The organism is Vibrio sp. 10N.261.51.C6, from assembly GCF_041471785.1.
Lineage (GTDB): Bacteria > Pseudomonadota > Gammaproteobacteria > Enterobacterales > Vibrionaceae > Vibrio > Vibrio crassostreae_C.
Genome location: NZ_JBFRPB010000085.1, coordinates 1 through 19,118 on the forward strand (window position 1 = coordinate 1; position 19,118 = coordinate 19,118).

Annotated in this window: 13 protein-coding genes and 5 tRNA genes; 12 read left to right on the plus strand and 6 right to left on the minus strand. The window is 45.1% G+C overall.

Going from position 1 to position 19,118, the window contains the following annotated elements; translation table 11 throughout:
• Nucleotides 1–35: 35 nt before the first annotated feature.
• Nucleotides 36–926: an HTH-type transcriptional activator IlvY gene (gene ilvY, locus AB4375_RS19890; RefSeq protein WP_268663829.1), complete on the minus strand. Its 891-nt coding sequence runs from the start codon at nucleotides 924–926 to the stop codon at nucleotides 36–38.
• A 146-nt stretch (nucleotides 927–1,072) separates the two neighbouring features.
• Between ilvY and ilvC the strand changes: the two genes are divergently transcribed.
• A complete protein-coding gene (gene ilvC, locus AB4375_RS19895) occupies nucleotides 1,073–2,557 on the plus strand; it encodes a ketol-acid reductoisomerase (RefSeq protein WP_017061965.1) in 1,485 nt (494 codons plus the stop codon).
• A gap of 162 nt (nucleotides 2,558–2,719) precedes the next feature.
• Here the strand turns inward: ilvC and ubiK are convergent, their stop codons facing one another.
• The 4 genes from ubiK to AB4375_RS19915 form a co-directional block, all read right to left on the minus strand.
• Nucleotides 2,720–2,971 (minus strand): ubiquinone biosynthesis accessory factor UbiK, encoded by a 252-nt coding sequence (gene ubiK, locus AB4375_RS19900; protein WP_372052386.1) that lies wholly within the window; start codon nucleotides 2,969–2,971, stop codon nucleotides 2,720–2,722.
• Between the two features lie 119 nt (nucleotides 2,972–3,090).
• On the minus strand, nucleotides 3,091–6,219 hold the full coding sequence (locus AB4375_RS19905) for a multidrug efflux RND transporter permease subunit (protein WP_372052387.1): 3,129 nt from the start codon (nucleotides 6,217–6,219) through the stop codon (nucleotides 3,091–3,093).
• A gap of 11 nt (nucleotides 6,220–6,230) precedes the next feature.
• On the minus strand, nucleotides 6,231–7,337 hold the full coding sequence (locus AB4375_RS19910; RefSeq protein WP_017069625.1) for an efflux RND transporter periplasmic adaptor subunit: 1,107 nt from the start codon (nucleotides 7,335–7,337) through the stop codon (nucleotides 6,231–6,233).
• 18 nt (nucleotides 7,338–7,355) lie between these two features.
• Nucleotides 7,356–7,937: a TetR/AcrR family transcriptional regulator gene (locus tag AB4375_RS19915; protein WP_017061961.1), complete on the minus strand. Its 582-nt coding sequence runs from the start codon at nucleotides 7,935–7,937 to the stop codon at nucleotides 7,356–7,358.
• A 180-nt stretch (nucleotides 7,938–8,117) separates the two neighbouring features.
• Between AB4375_RS19915 and rep the strand changes: the two genes are divergently transcribed.
• Nucleotides 8,118–10,136, plus strand: a complete 2,019-nt coding sequence (gene rep / locus AB4375_RS19920; protein ID WP_017061960.1) for a DNA helicase Rep — start codon at nucleotides 8,118–8,120, stop codon at nucleotides 10,134–10,136.
• A gap of 81 nt (nucleotides 10,137–10,217) precedes the next feature.
• On the opposite strand, the gene AB4375_RS19925 is transcribed toward rep, so the two are convergent.
• The gene (locus AB4375_RS19925; protein WP_017069626.1) at nucleotides 10,218–10,631 is read right to left on the minus strand and encodes a cytochrome c5 family protein; all 414 of its coding nucleotides are present in this window, start codon (nucleotides 10,629–10,631) and stop codon (nucleotides 10,218–10,220) included.
• Between the two features lie 298 nt (nucleotides 10,632–10,929).
• Between AB4375_RS19925 and AB4375_RS19930 the strand changes: the two genes are divergently transcribed.
• The 10 genes from AB4375_RS19930 (at nucleotide 10,930) to AB4375_RS19975 (ending at nucleotide 19,049) form a co-directional block, all read left to right on the plus strand.
• A tRNA-Arg gene (locus AB4375_RS19930) sits at nucleotides 10,930–11,006 on the plus strand.
• Nucleotides 11,007–11,054: 48 nt separating this feature from the next.
• Nucleotides 11,055–11,130 (plus strand) — tRNA-His (locus tag AB4375_RS19935).
• Nucleotides 11,131–11,207: 77 nt separating this feature from the next.
• Nucleotides 11,208–11,284, plus strand: a tRNA-Pro gene (locus AB4375_RS19940).
• Between the two features lie 44 nt (nucleotides 11,285–11,328).
• Nucleotides 11,329–11,404: transfer RNA gene (locus AB4375_RS19945), tRNA-His, on the plus strand.
• A gap of 55 nt (nucleotides 11,405–11,459) precedes the next feature.
• Nucleotides 11,460–11,536, plus strand: a tRNA-Pro gene (locus AB4375_RS19950).
• 890 nt (nucleotides 11,537–12,426) lie between these two features.
• Nucleotides 12,427–14,154 (plus strand): ABC transporter ATP-binding protein, encoded by a 1,728-nt coding sequence (locus AB4375_RS19955; RefSeq protein ID WP_017060132.1) that lies wholly within the window; start codon nucleotides 12,427–12,429, stop codon nucleotides 14,152–14,154.
• A gap of 94 nt (nucleotides 14,155–14,248) precedes the next feature.
• Nucleotides 14,249–15,802: an ABC transporter substrate-binding protein gene (locus AB4375_RS19960; RefSeq protein WP_017060133.1), complete on the plus strand. Its 1,554-nt coding sequence runs from the start codon at nucleotides 14,249–14,251 to the stop codon at nucleotides 15,800–15,802.
• A 178-nt stretch (nucleotides 15,803–15,980) separates the two neighbouring features.
• Nucleotides 15,981–16,958 carry an ABC transporter permease gene (locus AB4375_RS19965; RefSeq protein ID WP_008218600.1) on the plus strand — a complete coding sequence of 326 codons (978 nt, stop codon included), beginning with the start codon at nucleotides 15,981–15,983 and terminating at the stop codon, nucleotides 16,956–16,958.
• A 2-nt stretch (nucleotides 16,959–16,960) separates the two neighbouring features.
• Nucleotides 16,961–17,899, plus strand: coding sequence for an ABC transporter permease (locus AB4375_RS19970; protein ID WP_017060135.1), 939 nt, complete (start codon nucleotides 16,961–16,963; stop codon nucleotides 17,897–17,899).
• Nucleotides 17,900–18,086: 187 nt separating this feature from the next.
• A complete protein-coding gene (locus AB4375_RS19975) occupies nucleotides 18,087–19,049 on the plus strand; it encodes an SPOR domain-containing protein (RefSeq protein ID WP_372052389.1) in 963 nt (320 codons plus the stop codon).
• The last annotated feature ends 69 nt before the right edge of the window (nucleotides 19,050–19,118 follow it).

Consider the following 19,118-nt stretch of genomic DNA (forward strand, 5'->3'; position numbering starts at 1 on the left):
GCCTCCTCCTACTCGATTATTTAAAACAATGACGACTAGTCCGCTAAATATTTCCCTTCTGCAACTTGCCAGAACGCTCGAATTAGAGGGTTATCTAGCTGTGCTCGCTTACAACATACGCCTAACTCAAATGGCTTGATAGGTTCTATCTTTAAGCGGCTAACTTTATCTCTTACTGGACTGTTGTTTATGACCACATCAGGTGCGATGCCAACTCCACATCCTAGTGCCACCATACTTACAATCGCCTCATGGCCAGAAACTTGCGCGTATATGTTGGGTTTTATCTTCATCTTTTTAAACCATGCATTGGCTCGTTCACGCGCTGTTCCTGCTTCTGGGATGATAAAGGGCACTTCATTCCAGTTTGGCTTATCGGATTGCAGTTGTTGGCTAAAGCTACTCACACCAGATGGAATGATGACTGACAGTGGAATATCGCTGATGGTTTCGAATTCTAACCTTGAAGGAAGGATGTCTGGCTTTGCTGAAATCGCGATATCCGCTTCATCGTTTAAGATCTTGTCGATGGATTGAGCTGGATCACCAGTAGAGAGCTTAAATTCAATATACGGATGAATAGCCCTAAATTCGGTTATGAGTTCAGGTAGGTGACTGTAGCTAGCCGTTACTGAACAAAATATACGGATCTCACCTTTAAGTTCTTGCTCTCCGCCCTTCAGGTGAAGGTTATATTGCTGCCACTCTCCAACAATGCTCAATGCAACAGGTAATAGGTGTTTGCCTGCTGGGGTGAGATCAACGCTGCGGTTGTCTCTGATAAGCAATTCTTGCCCCGTCTCCTCTTCTAGTTTTTGTACCTGACGACTCAGCGCTGAAGGACTGACGTGCATAGCAGCAGCGGTTTTGCTGAAACTCTTGCTATCACATAAATGTATAAATAATTGTAGAGATTTTATGTTCATGTTCTGCGATCGTTTCCATGTTGCATTTATTGCAATAACTAATTGTGAATATATCACTTTCAGCAACGGAGTGTCTGTTTTAGTATGAAGTCATTCGATAGAGAGATATCGACCTTACGGACTTATTTTTAAAGGAGTGCCCTAGAATGGCTAACTATTTCAATACATTAAACCTTCGTGAACAACTTGACCAATTGGGTCGTTGCCGCTTTATGGATCGTGAAGAATTCGCGACAGAAGCTGAATACCTTGAAGGTAAGAAAATCGTAATTGTTGGTTGTGGTGCTCAAGGCCTAAACCAAGGTCTAAACATGCGTGATTCTGGTCTAGACGTATCTTACGCTCTACGCCAAGCAGCAATAGATGAAAAGCGTCAATCATTCAAAAATGCTGATGAAAACGGCTTTGTTGTGGGTAGCTACGAAACGCTAATCCCTCAAGCAGACCTAGTAATCAACCTTACTCCTGATAAGCAACACACAAACGTTGTTGAAACAGTAATGCCTCTAATGAAGCAAGGCGCTGCTCTTGGTTACTCTCACGGCTTCAACGTTGTGGAAGAAGGCATGCAATTACGTGCTGACCTTACTGTAGTAATGGTTGCACCTAAGTGTCCAGGCTCTGAAGTTCGCGAAGAGTACAAACGTGGCTTCGGTGTACCAACACTTATCGCTGTTCACCCAGAAAACGACCCTAAAGGCGAAGGTTGGGATATCGCTAAAGCTTGGGCTGCAGGTACTGGTGGTCACCGTGCTGGTTGCCTAGAGTCTTCTTTCGTAGCGGAAGTTAAATCTGACCTTATGGGCGAGCAAACTATCCTTTGTGGCATGCTACAAGCGGGTTCTATCGTATCTTACGAGAAGATGATTGCTGATGGCATCGAACCTGGCTACGCAGGCAAGCTTCTACAATACGGTTGGGAAACGATTACTGAAGCACTTAAGTTTGGTGGCGTAACTCACATGATGGATCGCCTATCTAACCCGGCTAAAGTTAAAGCGTTTGAGCTTTCTGAAGAGCTTAAAGACCTAATGCGTCCGCTTTACAATAAGCACATGGATGACATCATCTCTGGTCACTTCTCTAGCACAATGATGGCTGACTGGGCGAACGATGACGTGAACCTACTAGGCTGGCGTGAAGAGACAGGCGAAACTGCATTCGAAAACTACCCAGCTTCTGACGTAGAAATCTCAGAGCAAGAGTACTTCGACAACGGTATCCTAATGGTTGCTATGGTTCGTGCCGGTGTTGAGCTAGCATTCGAAGCTATGACGGCATCAGGCATCATTGATGAGTCTGCTTACTACGAATCTCTACATGAGCTTCCACTAATCGCAAACACAGTTGCTCGTAAGCGTCTTTACGAAATGAACGTTGTAATCTCTGATACTGCTGAGTACGGTAACTACCTATTCGCTAACGTAGCAACACCGCTACTACGTGAGAAGTTCATGCCTTCAGTAGCAACGGACGTCATCGGCCGTGGTCTAGGTGAGACATCTAACCAAGTTGATAACGCTAAGCTAATTGAAGTAAACGAAGCTATCCGTAACCACCCTGTAGAATACATTGGTGAAGAGCTACGTAGCTACATGAGCGACATGAAGCGTATCGCTGTTGGCGGTTAATCTTCCAGTTCATCACTGAATAAAAATAGCCCTGAACATTTGTTCGGGGCTTTTTTATGCTTGCAACTATTTTACCGGTGAAGGCTTGATAGATTGAGGAAAAAATAAAGGCTTACCCGAAGGTAAGCCTTTATTCGAACTTGAACTGATTGAAAAAAATGACTATTTGTCTGAAAGCTTTGTTTCTAGTTCAGCCAGTTTTTGTTCCATTTCAGTGAGCTTCTGGCGAGTGCGAAGCAGTACTTGTGTTTGAACATCAAACTCTTCACGGCTCACAACGTCTAGCTTGTTGAGTTGGCCTTGGATAACTTGGCGAACTTTTTGGTCTACGTCTGAACCAAGCTCTTTTACTGGTTGAGGCATAGAATCGTGGATCTGCTTAGCAATTTGCTCTAGTTTTTTTGGATCAAACATATCAATTAAAACTCCTGAATATTTATCACTATTCTATTTAATCACATCAAAGATGTCGCCTATGGCGTACAAAAAAAGGCCACCGAAGTAGCCTTTTTATTGTTAATACGACAGGGAAATTACTTATTGTTAGCTAATTCTCTGTGCGCCGCTTTTGCTTCATCAACACGGGCCAGCTTCTCGAGATCTTTATCTTCGAGGAAAACTGGAATTGGTTTATGTTTTTCGGCTAAGTAGCTATAAATAACCGGCAGAACAAACAGCGTAAACAGCGTACCAATCGCCAGACCAGCAACGATAACAATACCGATACTAAAGCGCTGAGCTGCACCTGCACCCGTGGCGTACATCAGTGGGATCAGGCCTGCAATCATCGCCGCTGTTGTCATTAGGATTGGACGTAGACGTACCCTTGCCGCCTCCATAACCGCCTCTTTGCGTGATAATTTATTATGCAGCTGCTCTTCTTTTGCTACCTCACAGATCAAGATACCGTGCTTGGTAATCAGACCAACCAAGGTAATCAGCCCCACTTGCGAGTAGATGTTCATCGTCGCTGCGCCCCAAGCGAGCGCAATCAATGCACCACATATTGCGAGTGGCACCGACACCATGATAACCAATGGATCTTTTAACGACTCAAATTGAATCGCCAGAACCAAGAAGATGATCGCCAGTGCTAAACCGAACGTCACATACAGTGCGCTGCCTTCTGTTACAAACTGACGCGACTCACCCATGTAGTCATGGTTATAGCCTGCAGGTAATTTGGTTTGGGCAATGTTTTCAAACCAGTTTACCGCATCACCCATCGCCGCGCCCGGCATAGGAACCGCTCCGACCGTCGCTGAGTTCAACTGGTTGAAGTGAGGAAGAGAGCGAGGCTCTGCCACCACATCAATTGTTACCAAGCTACCGAGAGGAACAGCATCACCATTGCTGGCTCGAACGTAGTAATGATTCATTGACTCTGGGTTTAAGCGGAACTTACGCTCAACCTGAGGGATCACTTCATAAGAACGACCGTTGAGGTCAATACGGTTAACGTAACCATCCGACATCATGGTGCTTAGGGTGACACCGATATCTTGCATCGTTACCCCATAAGCGCCCGCCATATCTTTATCAATTTGAATCTTCATCGTTGCTGAATCGTAGTTCAAATCAAGGTCAGAGTAGACAAAGAGAGGGCTATCTTTCACATCCGTTAAAATATCGGTTGCGATAGCGAATAAGCTCTCAAAGCTGCTTGGTGTGGTAATCACAAACTGGAGTGGTAGACCAGAACCGGCACCCGGCAACTCTGGCATTTGGAACGCGGTTACTGCCATGCCTGGGATATCTTGTAGCAATCCACTGATACGGTTCGTTACCTCAGATTGGCTAGCCGTGCGCTCACTCCATGGCACCATTGAGGCAATACCAAATGCTTGGTTTGAGTTTGGTACACCAGTGAAGGATTGAGCGTATTGGATTTCAGGCTGGGTCACCAAGATACCGCTCACGTCATCCATCGTGTTACTTAGATAGTCTAGGTTAGCCGTTGATTGACCAGTACCAATCATCATCACCACCCCTTTATCTTCTGCAGGGGCAAGTTCACTAGGGATGAATTTAAACAGCATCGGCAAGCTTAAAAATACAATGACCGCAAAGCCAATGATAACCGGACGATGATCCATGATCGCATTCAGCATCTTAGAGTAACGGCCTGTCATACGATCAAGTACGCTGTGTACCTTCAGTTCAAACTTACTCGGCTGTGCATTTTCTTTTAGCAGCTTTGAACACATCATTGGAGACAGTGTTAAAGCGATGATTCCAGAAACAAATACCGCGCCAGCGAGGGTTAATGCGAACTCTTTAAACAGCGAGCCTGTGATACCACCCATCATTGCGATAGGGGCATAAACCGCGCCCAATGTCAGTGTCATTGCAATAACCGGTACTGCAATTTCACGGGTACCAATGATGGCAGCCCTGAAAGGAGATTCCCCCAATTTGACGTGTCGATCGACGTTTTCCAGTACTACGATTGCATCATCAACCACTAGACCGATTGCTAATACCATCGCCAGTAGCGTCATTAAGTTCCATGAGAAACCCATGACTTGCATCACCATCGCAACACCAACCAGCGATAAAGGGATGGTTACGATAGGAATGATAACCGCACGCAATGAGCCTAAGAATAGCGTGATAACCACTAATACAATCAGCGCGGCTTCAACAATCGTGTGTATAACCTCTTGAATGGATTCATTAATCGCAATGGTTGAGTCATACATGATATTCATGCTGATATTGCTTGGTAGGTTTCGCTCCAACTCAGGATACAGCTGCATAACATCAGCAGCAATGTTGATCGGGTTAGCACTTGGCGCTGCATTGATGGCGGTTACAACCGTTTGTTTGCCATTAGCACTTGCGCGAACCACATCGTGGCTTTTTTCTAGTGAAACCTTAGCAATATCACCTAAGCGAACAATAGAACCGCCATTTTGACTGGTTTTGACCACCAACCTTTCTAATTCATCGGTATTGGTTACTTGGGTATTGGCACTGCCGTTGTACAGCATAAACTCACCAATTGCTTGGCCAGTTGCTGATTGGTAGTTGTTTGCATTAAGCACCGTCATCACGTCAGTGGCTGTCAGGTTTAATGCTGCCATTTTGGAAGGATCAAGCCATACACGTAATGCGTATTTGATCCCGCCGTACAAGTCGACCTTTGATACGCCATTAACGGTAAACAGTTGTGGGTTAACCACTCGCTCAAGGTAGTCGGTAATTTGGCTTGCAGAGAGTTCATCACTCGTAAAACCAATGTAGAGTACCGCCGTTGTTGAACCGGTAGACATAGTTACGGTTGGATCTTCGGCTTCTTTAGGAAGCTGAGAACGTACCGAGTTAGTCTTAGCCAGTATGTCAGACAGCGCGGCATTCGGGTCGGTATTGAGCTTCATATTGACCGTAATAGTCGAGCTACCGAGTACGGACTGCGACGTCATATAATCAATATTATCGGCTTGAGCGATCGCTTGTTCTAATGGCTGAGTTATAAAGCCTTGGATCAGATCGGCACTGGCACCGTAATAGCTCGTCGTGACCGTCACGATCGTATTTGTCATGTCTGGGTATTCACGAACCTGCATTTTGAAGATTGCTTGGAAGCCAAGCAATGCGATCAAAAAGCTGATTGAAATAGCCAGAACTGGACGTTTAATAAAAACATCAGTAAAGCGCATGATTCCTCCAATTACAGCATTGGTGTTTCAGCTGGCGGCGTCGTTGCATCACTTTCTACAACTCGAACTTTAGCATTGTTACTTAAACGAACTTGACCCGTTGTCACGACAACATCGCCAGGCTCTACGCCTTCCAGTATGTGAGCAATACTTTCTGTACGTTCACCTACTTTCACCACTTGTTGTTTCACACGCTGCACACCATCTTCTTCACGTAAAATATAAACATTGTCACCGTAAAGTGTGAAAGTGATGGCCGTCTGAGGCAGTGTCACTTGGTTTGCTAGTTTAGGTAGAATGATGTTAGCGCGCGCAAACATACCGCTACGTAACTTACCATCGTTGTTTGGGATATCGGCTTGTACTTGGATAAGACCACTTTGGATGCTAACCGCAGGCTCAATGGCACTAATAGAACCTTTAAACGGTTTTTCTGGGTATGCATCAACGAAGATGTCGATCGCCTGACCAACCTCAATACGAGAGATGTCATTTTGAGAAATAGTGAAGCGTAGGCGCATAACACTGGTGTCTTCTAGGCGAACGATGTCAGTGCCAGATTGTAGGTATTGGCCTAGATACACATTACGAATACCGACAGTGCCGTCAAACGGAGCGCGGATCTCGCGACGGGCAATCGATGCTTTAAGGCTTTCAATATCAGCCGCTAACGATAAGAAATTAGCTTCTGCTTCATCGAAGGCTTCCTTAGAGATAGAGCCTTTCTTGAATAGCCCTTGGTAGCGCTTGTATTTAGCTTCAGCAGCCGGTAAGCGTGCCTCAGAGCTTTTTAGATTGGCTTTCTCTACATCAGAATCAAGGCGGATCAGTTGTTGGTCATTTTTAACCTCAGTACCTGATTCGAAAGAAATTTGATCGATAACACCGCTGGTTTCGTTCGCTAGTGTCACACCTTGGTTAGGTTCGATGAAGCCGATAGCTTCAATCACTGGCACCCAGTCGATCGGCTGAACTTCAGTTACCGTTACTGGAAACTCTGGTTCAGGGCGGTTGGCCATATACTCAGCAATTTTTTGTTGTTTGAACATGTTAAACCCAATAACGCTGCCGAAAAGTAGTACAGCGATGAGTAACATGAAGAAAGTCCACTTTTTCATTATGGTCAAAACTCCGATCTAGTGTTTAATTATTGCGTCCCAACTGGCTTCGATTGCAGATTCTAGTTCTGCCTCATCAAGTTGGTAAAATCCTAAAGAATGCTTGCGTGCTAGAGAAACACTAGCCGCCAAGCTCAATCCACCTAATACTTCATTGTTAAGTGGTTTAAACAATCCTTGTTCTTTCCCCTCATTAAATAGCAGCTCAACTTGGGCAAACATTTTACGTTCTAGTTCCCTGAAGTTTAGGCTATTTGTGATGGGTAGAGAGTCATACTGAACCCGATTTTTTATTGCGGCTAAATTCGTTCCTGCTAAGTTCCATATGTTCAACCACATAGTACGGTAGCGTTGTTTAATTGGATCCGAATCATTAACCCCTTGTTGAACAGCATCAGCTACTCTTTGAGTCACGAGCATTCGAACATCTTCTATCAAATGCTCTTTATCATCGAAGTAGCGATAGATAGTGCCTGCAGCCACTCCCGCTTCTTTGGCTAATTTTTGCATTGAAAGGCCTTGGAAACCGACCTCTGCAATTAGCTTTTCAGCTGCAGAAAGTATTTGCTGGCGTTTATCCCGAGGTGCATGAGTTGTCATATTTCAACCACCAATGAATGAACGTTCATTCATTATAGCCTAATAACCACACACATGTGCAACAAAGTTTTACATAATCAGCGTAAAAATCTTGTATAAGAGAACGTAGCATTCGTGCTGTTGCAGCATTATTATAGGCGCGCAATTGAATTCGCCCCTCTAGACCAAACTGAGAATCAAATGAAACTGAACCCAAGACAAGATGAAGCCGTGAAATATGTTTCGGGCCCCTGCTTAGTATTAGCGGGCGCTGGATCCGGTAAAACACGTGTTATCACCAATAAAATTGCTTATCTGGTTCAGGAATGTGGCTATAAGGCGCGTAATATTGCGGCGGTGACCTTTACTAATAAAGCGGCACGCGAGATGAAAGAGCGTGTTGGGCAAACTCTAGGTAAGGGCGAATCGAAAGGGCTGATTGTTTCGACTTTTCATACCATGGGCTTAACCATCATTCGCCGTGAATACAAAGCGCTGGGTTTGAAAGCGGGTTTCTCTCTGTTTGATGACCAAGACCAGTTAGCTTTGTTAAAAGAGTTAACAGAGAGACAGATCGATGGTGATAAGGATTTGCTACGCGCTTTAATGAGCACCATTTCGAATTGGAAAAATGACATGCTGACGCCAGATCAGGCGAAAGCACGTGCTCAAGGCGAACAAGAGCAGTTGTTTGCATTCTGTTTTGAGATGTACCAGAAACAGATGAAGGCATACAACGCACTCGATTTTGATGATCTGATCGCGATGCCTGTATTACTACTGAAAACCAATCAAGAGGTGCGTGAGCGTTGGCAGTCGCGTATCCGCTATTTACTGGTCGATGAATACCAAGATACCAACACCAGCCAATATGAGTTGGTTCGTTTACTGGTGGGAGAGCGTGGTCGCTTGACGGTAGTAGGTGACGATGACCAATCTATCTATTCATGGCGTGGTGCAAAACCGCAAAACTTGGTGTTGCTGGGTGAGGACTATCCAAATCTTCGCTTGATCAAACTCGAGCAAAACTATCGCTCAACCAGCCGAATATTACGTGCGGCGAACATCTTGATCGCCAACAACCCACACGTTTATGAAAAGTCACTATTCTCAGAGATCCCAGACGGTGAAAAGCTCAAGGTACTGAATGCTAAGAATGAAGAGCATGAAGCAGAGCGTATTACCGGCGAGATCATCGCCCACAAGTTTTTGAACCGTACTGAATACAAAGATTACGCAGTGCTTTACCGTGGTAACCACCAATCACGCTTGATTGAAAAAGCGCTGATGCAGAACCGTGTGCCTTACAAGATCTCTGGCGGTACCTCTTTCTTCGCGAGAGCCGAGATTAAAGACATCATGGCTTACCTGCGTGTGTTGGTGAACCCTGATGATGACAACGCCTTCCTACGTATTGTAAACACACCGCGCCGTGAGATAGGCCCGGTTACGCTAGAAAAGCTAGGTAGCTATGCCAATATGCGTGGCAAGAGCTTGTTTGAAGCCAGCTTTGAGATGGGCTTAGAGCAGACACTGACGGGGCGTGGTTTAGAAAATTTGCGCCGCTTCGGTGACTGGATTGTTCGTATCTCAGACAATGCCGAGCGTGGTAATACGGTTGAAGCCGTTCGTTCTTTGGTTCGTGACATCAACTACGAAGATTGGTTGTACGAAACCTCAGCGAGCCCGAAAGCCGCTGAAATGCGAATGAAGAACGTCTCTGATCTGTATAGCTGGATTGTGGCCGATCTTGAGGGTGACAACTACGATAAAGAAGAGAAAACCCTGCGCGAGGTGGTTCAACGTTTAACGCTGCGCGATATGATGGAGCGTGGTGAGGATGATGACGATGCAGATCAAGTCCAATTAATGACATTGCATGCATCGAAAGGTCTAGAGTTCCCATATGTATTCCTGATGGGTGCAGAAGAGGGCATCTTGCCGCACCAAACCAGTGTCGATGAAGGCAACGTAGAAGAAGAACGTCGTCTTATGTATGTGGGGATTACTCGAGCGCAGAAAGAGCTGACTTTTACTAAGTGTCGTGAACGTCGTCAATATGGTGAATTAATAAAGCCAACACAAAGCCGCTTCCTCGATGAGCTGCCGCACGATGATGTGGAGTGGGAAAGCGTTAAGAAGCCTCAATCCGCTGAAGAAAGAATGGAAAAAGGGCAGGCGCACATTGCGAATATTCGAGCGATGTTCAACAAGAAGTAATGCCCTACTTTAATCGCACTATATAGAAGCCAATAAAAAAGGTGACCATGAGGTCACCTTTTCTGAATCTGGCATTTTTAATTACAGACCGGCAATCATGTGCTCGATAGCATCTTTGATTTCGTCGTCTGAACAATCCATACATGAACCTTTCGCTGGCATCGCATTGAAGCCGTTGATTGCGTGGTCAGCTAGAATGTCGCGACCTTGAGCAATGCGAGGACCCCAGTCACCAGCATCACCTGTTTTAGGTGCGCCACTTACGCCAGATGCGTGACAAGCGATACAAAAGGTACCGTAAACTGCTGCGCCATCACGAGGGCCTGTTGGTTCTGCGGCTACTGGCTCGCTGCCGACTAGGTAAACTTGGCCAACTGGTTTGATGCGTTCAGCAATTGCATCTTGCTCCGCTTCGCTAAGGCCTGCAGCCATTGCGCCAGTTGAAAAGGTTAAAACTGCGATGACAACGCTTAAAATTCGACGAGACATATCCATTAAACTCACTTTACATTCCCAAGGTAAGTACATGCTTACCAATTTATAGTGTTGGAAGGGTGTTTTGGCTTTAACCAGCAAAGAGCAACTGTTAAACCAATGTAAATAATGGGTGATTATATCCCGATAAGTTGTTGCAATAAACAACAACTTATAAGCTGTGGCGGGTTGTAGTACTCAAATAAGGGGTTTATCACATATTAACTGTCGAAAAAGAGACCAAACAGAAAAAAAAGTTAAAAAAGTACTAGACGGCATTGGGTGATATACGTATTATTCCACTCCGCCGACAGGGCATGCGCCTGTAGCTCAGCTGGATAGAGCGTTGGCCTCCGGAGCCAAAGGCCGAAGGTTCGAATCCTTTCAGGCGCGCCATCCGGTCTCTTACTTCGGTAAGTGAGAAATTGGCAAAAAGAAATAATGGTGGCTATAGCTCAGTTGGTAGAGCCCTGGATTGTGATTCCGGTGGTCGCGAGTTCGAATCTCGTTAGCCACCCCATTCTTTCTTTACAAAATATCGGTAGCTTCGGCTTCCAGTGTTGATTCATTATTCCCAAGAGTCGATACAAAACTAGTCGGTGAATAGCGCAGCTTGGTAGCGCATCTGGTTTGGGACCAGAGGGTCGGGGGTTCGAATCCCTCTTCACCGACCACTATTTCAATAATCGCTTTTAAGCGGTTATATAAAAAATTAGTGGTGGCTATAGCTCAGTTGGTAGAGCCCTGGATTGTGATTCCGGTGGTCGCGAGTTCGAATCTCGTTAGCCACCCCATTAATTTTGGTAGCTTCTTTGAAGTTCCCAGTTTGAGAAATCAAACGAAACGTCTCGGTGAATAGCGCAGCTTGGTAGCGCATCTGGTTTGGGACCAGAGGGTCGGGGGTTCGAATCCCTCTTCACCGACCACCTTAAGAAGCCCTAGTCGAAAGACTAGGGCTTTTTTACATCTGAAACTTAGATAACTTGAACAGAGTGGGGTTCGCCTGATGTTCAAAGAATGTCTCTTCACTGATCACTTAAGAAGCCTCAACTAGCCGTCCGCGTCAGAAATGACGGGGCTTCTTACATCTATCTCCCCTTCTTATATAAGACAGATTCCTAACGATCTGCTTGATAATGGTGCTGCTACAGAGTTGCTTTCTTTATCAAATGTACAGTTCTATATCTAATTTTATATAAATGGAGTGCTCAATAATTCGACATATTAATGGGTTTGGTCTAAAGACTTTTATGAAAAGTGAAACCTGACCCTAAATTTGCTCACTAAGGCCTGAATTTGACAGCTTTGTACGCATTTGGTCGTTCAAAAACTCCTCTGATTTATTAGGCCTTTCGTTTGTCTGTTTTGTATTTACCAAAATAATACAGATGGTTAAATGTATGGCTAATTAACGTTTATCTGGTTGTTTTATTTGTTCAAATTAACAAAATTAGCGTTTGTTTCTATAGTGTTAATTGTTTTTTGGAATAATTATTTGTTTTTAGTGGCTGGTAGTGAGATCTGCTTTGAAGCACGGCTTTAACTCTACAAGTAAGTAGTGGTAAGGAGTTTGTGAGTATTTCTTGCCGATAATATAATGTTGATTTTTCTTACTATATGCTCTTTTGGTGAATAGTTATGTGGCACTTTTGCTTGCTAAGCGTTTAATGTCGACTTTTTATCCTATTTTTGTTGCTTTTCTGTGAATTATTTGCCAAATTGTCAACCGTATAAAATATCAGAACAATATTCTGGTAAGAATGGATTCAATTTTGCAGACAGGGCAGAAAGCTGCCAAAGCAGTAGAGGTCTGGTAATGTCACTTTTAGAAGTAAAAAATCTTCGTATCGAATACCCATCTCGTCATGGAGTTCACGCCGCAGTTAAATCACTTTCGTTCAACATTGAACGTGGTGAGATTGTTGGTGTTGTAGGCGAGTCTGGTGCAGGTAAATCAACAGTAGGTAATGCTGTGATCGATTTGCTGAGCCCTCCTGGCCGCATTGCTAGCGGCGAGGTATTTCTGGATGGCGAAAAAGTCTCTGGTTTATCTCCTGAACAGATGCGTTCTGTTCGCGGCTCAAAGATTGGTTTTATCTTCCAAGACCCAATGACTTCTCTTAACCCTCTATTCACAGTAGAACAGCAGTTAAAAGAGACGATTCATGCCAACATGAAGGTTTCGGATCAAGAAGCCTACCAGCGCTCATTAGACTTGATGAACCAAGTGGGTATCCCACAACCAGAAAACCGTTTAAAGCAGTACCCTCACCAATTCTCTGGCGGTATGCGTCAGCGTGTGGTTATCGCGATCGCATTGGCAGGTGAACCTGACCTAATCATCGCAGATGAACCAACAACAGCACTGGATGTTTCTATCCAAGACCAGATCTTGGGTTTGATTCGCGACCTATGTATTAAGAAGAACGTAGGTTGCATGTTGGTCACGCACGACATGGGCGTGGTATCTAACGTTACCGACCGCGTAGCCGTTATGTATCGTGGTGACTTAGTTGAGTTTGGCCCAACAGCGAAAGTTCTGGGTACTCCTGAGCACCCATATACACACAGTCTTATCTCTGCGGTTCCTCGTTCGGATCGCAAACTCGATCGTTTCCCTCTTGTTAGCTACATCGAAGAAGCACAAGAGATGGAACCATTGGATGTGAAGAACCACTGGTTAGGTCAAAGCCAAGATCACCGTGATTACACTGGCCCTCTGTTGAACGTTGAGAACGTAAACTTACGCTTTACTACCAAAGATTCTTTCTTTGAGAGCCGTCGTGAGTACGTTCAAGCATCAAACAACGTGAGCTTTGAAGTGCATGAAGGTGAGACGTTTGGTTTAGTAGGTGAATCAGGTTCAGGTAAATCAACGATTGCTCGTGTGATTGCTGGCTTGTACGCACCAAACTCAGGCAAGGTAACGTTTGAAGGCGTTGATCTTACTGGTCTGAAATCTGAAAAAGAACGTCGCCCTATGCGTCGTCAAATGCAGATGGTTTTCCAAAACCCTTACACATCAATGAACCCTCGAATGAAGATATTCGACATCATTGCTGAACCTATCCGATTCCATAAGCTTACTCGCAACGAAAATGAAACTCGTCAGATCGTGAACGACCTGCTAGAGCACGTGGGTTTAGGCAAAATGGCTGGGGTGAAGTACCCACACGAATTCTCAGGTGGTCAACGTCAGCGTATTTCTATCGCTCGCGCTTTGGCGACTCGCCCACGTCTTTTGATTTGTGATGAACCAACATCGGCACTGGACGTGTCGGTACAGGCTCAGATTCTTAACCTACTAAAAGACTTACAAGACGAGCTAAACCTAACCATGCTGTTCATCAGTCACGATCTACCGGTTATTCGCCAAATGTGTGACCGTGTTGGTGTGATGCAGATGGGGACATTATTGGAGGTTGCGCCAACGGAGCAGCTGTTCCAATCACCTCAGCATGAATACAGCAAACAACTGATTTCTTTAATGCCTGAATTTACAGGCTTAAGAGAAGAAAAAGCAGTGGCACAAGCCGCGGTATAAAAATCAGCAGGCTGGAGTTTAGCTTGCTAACAACAATAAACAGACGCAAATACAACAACTAGGGATCTGGATTCCCGCATGAAGGAGTTATGCAATGAAAACCATGAAAAGCAAATTAGCAGTAGCTTTAATGGCAGCTGGCCTAAGCTTTAGTGCAGCAGCAGCAGATATTACCGTTGGCTACGCAGCTGACCCAGTATCACTTGACCCGCACGAGCAGCTGTCTGGTGGCACACTGCAAATGTCTCACATGGTGTTTGACCCTCTAGTACGTTTCACTCAAGAGATGGATTTTGAAGGCCGCCTAGCATCTAGCTGGGAGCGTGTTGATGAAACGACTTTCCGCTTCAACCTACGTAAAGGTGTGAAATTCCACTCTGGTAACGAACTGACTGCTGATGATGTTGTGTGGACTTTTGAACGTCTACAAGCTTCTCCAGACTTTAAGTCTATCTTCACGCCATACGAAAAAATGGTAAAAGTGGATGACTACACAGTTGAGCTAGTATCAAAAGCGGCTTACCCACTAGTACTACAAACAGCAACTTACATCTTCCCAATGGACAGCAAGTTCTACTCTGGCCAAACAGCGGAAGGTAAAGACAAGTCTGAGCTAGTTAAGCACGGTAACTCGTTTGCTTCGACTAACGTTTCAGGTACTGGTCCATTTATCGTAACGCAGCGTGAGCAAGGCGTTAAAGTAACGTTCGAGCGTTTCAACGATTACTGGGACACAGAAACTGAAGGCAACGTAGACAAGCTAACACTTGTGCCAATCAAAGAAGACGCGACACGTGTTGCAGCACTTCTTTCTGGCGACGTTGATATGATTCACCCAGTAGCACCAAACGATCACAAGCGTGTTAAAAACGCTAAGAACATCGATCTAGTGACGCTACCTGGTACTCGTATCATCACGTTCCAAATGAACCAAAACAGCAACGAAGCACTTAAAGATGTTCGCGTTCGTCAGGCGATTGTTCACGCAATCAACAACGAAGGTATCGTTAAGAAGATCATGAAAGGCTTCGCAACAGCAGCTGGTCAGCAAAGCCCAACAGGCTACGCGGGTCACAACGAAGACCTAGTTCCTCGTTACGATCTGAAAAAAGCGAAAGAGCTGATGAAAGAAGCGGGCTACGAAGATGGCTTTACGCTAACTATGATGGCTCCAAACAACCGTTACGTGAACGATGCGAAAGTAGCGCAAGCGTCTGCGGCAATGCTGTCTAAGATTGGTATCAAAGTTGATCTTAAAACTATGCCTAAAGCACAGTACTGGCCTGAGTTTGACCTATGTTCAGCAGACATGATGATGATCGGCTGGCACTCAGATACAGAAGATTCAGCTAACTTCAACGAGTTCCTAACTATGACTCGTAACGAAGAGACTGGCCGTGGTCAATACAACTGTTCTGGCTACTCAAACCCAGAAATGGATGCGATCGTAGAAGCTTCTAACACTGAAACTGACCCAGTTAAGCGTGCTGAAATGCTGAAAGGCGTTGAAGCAACACTTTACAACGACGCAGCATTCGTACCGCTACACTGGCAAAGTGAAGCGTGGGGCGCGAAGTCTAACGTAGGTGCAGCAGACGTAGTAAACCCAATGGTTATGCCTTACTTCGGCGACCTAGTTGTAAAATAATCTAGCTTGCTAGAATCGAGAGCTTGAAGCTTTTCAGGCTCTCAAATTATTAAGATATAGATTTAAGTTTCGGTATTTGGTCTTCCTTCAGTCTGGCTAAATACCTTTTTTAAGACTGAATTTTGTTATCTAGTCGCGGATTTCGACTAGATAGTCATGGATAGATAAGGGGCAAGGAATGGTTACGTTTCTGGTCAAGCGCCTGTTTCAGGCACTGATAGTGATGTTTGTGATCAGTTTGGTGGCGTTTGCCATTCAGGATAACCTGGGCGACCCGTTGCGTGAGTTAGTCGGTCAATCTGTTTCAGAATCGGAGCGTCAAGCGCTGCGTGATGAACTCGGCTTAAATGATCCCTTCATTACAAAATACACTCGCTTTGTGGGCGCAGCTCTACAAGGTGATCTTGGTACTTCATATTTCTTTAAACGCCCAGCTGTGGACGTAATCTTAGATAAACTAGTCGCAACGCTTGAGCTTGTGTTCGGCGCTTCTCTGATCATTGTTTGTCTGTCGATTCCACTTGGCGTTTATTCTGCAATACACCCAAAAAGCTTCTTCACTAAACTGGTGATGGCGGGCAGTAGTATCGGCATTTCTGTGCCTGTTTTCTTAACCGCAATCATGTTGATGTATGTATTCTCTATTGAGTTAGGTTGGCTGCCGTCGTTTGGACGTGGTGAGACCGCAAACTGGTTTGGCTGGGAGTCTGGTTTCTTAACGATAGATGGCCTTGCACACTTAGTGCTGCCGAGTATTGCTCTAGCATCTATCATGCTGCCTCTGTTCATTCGTCTAGTACGCTCTGAAATGCTAGAGGTTCTTAGCTCTGAATATATCAAGTTTGGTAAAGCAAAAGGCCTAGCGCTGAACAAGATTTACTACCAACACGCTTTGAAAAACACAATGCTGCCAGTACTAACGGTAGGCGGTGTTCAAATAGGTACTATGGTGGCTTACACCATTCTTACTGAAACTGTATTCCAGTGGCCGGGTACCGGCTTCCTATTCCTTGAAGCGATTAACCGAGTGGATACACCACTGATTACCGCATACGTTATCTTCGTTGGCCTGATCTTCGTAGTAACTAACACCATTGTTGACCTGCTTTACGGCATCATTAACCCAACAGTGAACATCACAGGGAAAGGAGCATAATCATGGAACAAACAACAACAGCTCCATCTCGTTGGGAGCGATTCAAGCAGTCAGACATTCTGTACTACTTCTTACGTGACAAAGTGGCAATGGTGAGCTTCGCTATCTTTGCAGCTTTCCTTGTTATGGCATTAGCGGCACCTATTCTAGCGCCAACAGACCCGTATGACGTGACGTCTATCGACATCATGGATTCTGAGTTGCCACCATCTTGGATGGAAGACGGCGAAGAACGCTTCCTACTGGGTACTGATGAGCAGGGTCGTGACATCTTATCTACGATGCTTTACGGCTCGCGTCTGTCATTGACGATCGGTTTCCTAGCGGTAGGTCTTCAGCTGACTCTCGGTATCATCATTGGCTTGTCTGCAGGTTACTTCGGTGGTCGTATTGATAGCTTCCTGATGCGTTTTGCCGATGTTCAGCTTTCGTTCTCAACCATGATGGTTGCGATCATTGTCTCGGCCATCTTTAAGGCGAGTTTCGGTAGTGACTTCTACGCGCAATATGCGGTTGTTATGCTGGTGGTGATCATCGGTATTGCTGAATGGCCGCAGTATGCTCGTACGATTCGTGCATCGGTATTGGCAGAGAAGAAGAAAGAGTACGTAGAAGCGGCACGTGTGATGGGCTTTAGAGCGCCTCGCATCATGTTCCGCCATATTCTGCCTAACTGTTTATCACCGATTTTGGTTATCTCTACGGTACAGGTGGCAAATGCCATCATGTCAGAAGCGGCACTTTCTTTCCTAGGTTTAGGTCTTCCGGTAGACCAACCATCACTCGGTGCCCTGATCAGTACTGGTTTTAACTACATTTTCTCAGGAGCATGGTGGATCACAGCATTCCCAGGTGTGCTTTTGGTAACATTGGTTCTCGTTATTAACCTATTAGGCGACTGGTTACGTGACGTGTTTAACCCGAAAATTTATAAAGGGTGATAGCCCGGTTTGATTTTTAGTAAAAAAAGTCACTAAATTAAGAGCCGTAAGCAATTACGGCTCTTTTTTTGCTTAATGGATCTGGAACTTAGTATTATTGACAGTGTCAATAATAGTTAAAATGGAATTCATGTTTTATCGACATAGATTCGGTAATAATTAGCCCGCAAGGGTTTAAGTGGTGGTTATGAAATTGACAATGAATGCTGTATGTCGTGCTGTGACGAGAAATTATCGTATGGGACTTATCGCTGCATCTCTTTTGGTATCGAGCCAAGTGAATGCAGAGTCGGTTCTATGTGATGCAACTCAGGCAAGCACCAACCAATTACCACAGCTAGAGCAATCATGTCCGATCGGTAAGGGCGTGTGGGGCAGTAAAGCACCAAAACGTCATTCAGATAACGAACTGTTTTGGGTTCAATGTGGCCTGCTGAACAAGCCTTTGTCACTGAGCCGAGCAAAGCCTCTGTATGAGAAGATCTCGACCAACGTTTGGATGAAGCCGGAAGGCGGAGACTACCGTTGCTTAATCGGACCTTATTCTACCTTCTCTGATGCGAGAAAAGACTTAGCTCAGGTGCGTAAGGTTCCTGGTTACGGTGAAGCGTTTATTCGTATGGTCGATAAGTCGAAAACCTCATCACAGCCTATTGTGGCAAAACCAGCAGAGCCAAAAATGGTTAAGCCTAAGGCTCCTGCAAAAGTAGAATCTAAGCCTGCACCGAAACCTGTGGCTGCTAAGCAAGCGGCGGCGGTAACGAGTACTGCTGCTATTCAGACATTACCAAGCGGCAACGTGAGCTCAGACGATGATCTAGAGATCGAGATTCGCGTGAAAGCAGACATTGCGGGTAGCCAATATGCTATTCCTTACCTTCTAGATCATCAACAACAGTTCTACATGGAGCAAGGTAAGCCTTGGAGCCGCCTAGATTACGATAGCGCTGAATTGGTGTGTAATCAGGTCAACATGAAGCTGATGAGTGAGAAGCAATGGCAAAGCATCTTGAGCTCAAAGGTTATGGAAAAACAGAACTGGCCAATGCATCTCCCTTATTGGGGCGCAGATAAGAAAGGTCTGTTTACCAACGGTAACGTCAACCAGTTGAAAGGTTCTTCATTGCTTAATGTGATGTGCGTTAAGTAACGACGACCGTTACCAAACCAAATAAGCCTCAGCCATTGCTGGGGCTTTGTTGTTGTGCGCCGAGCATGG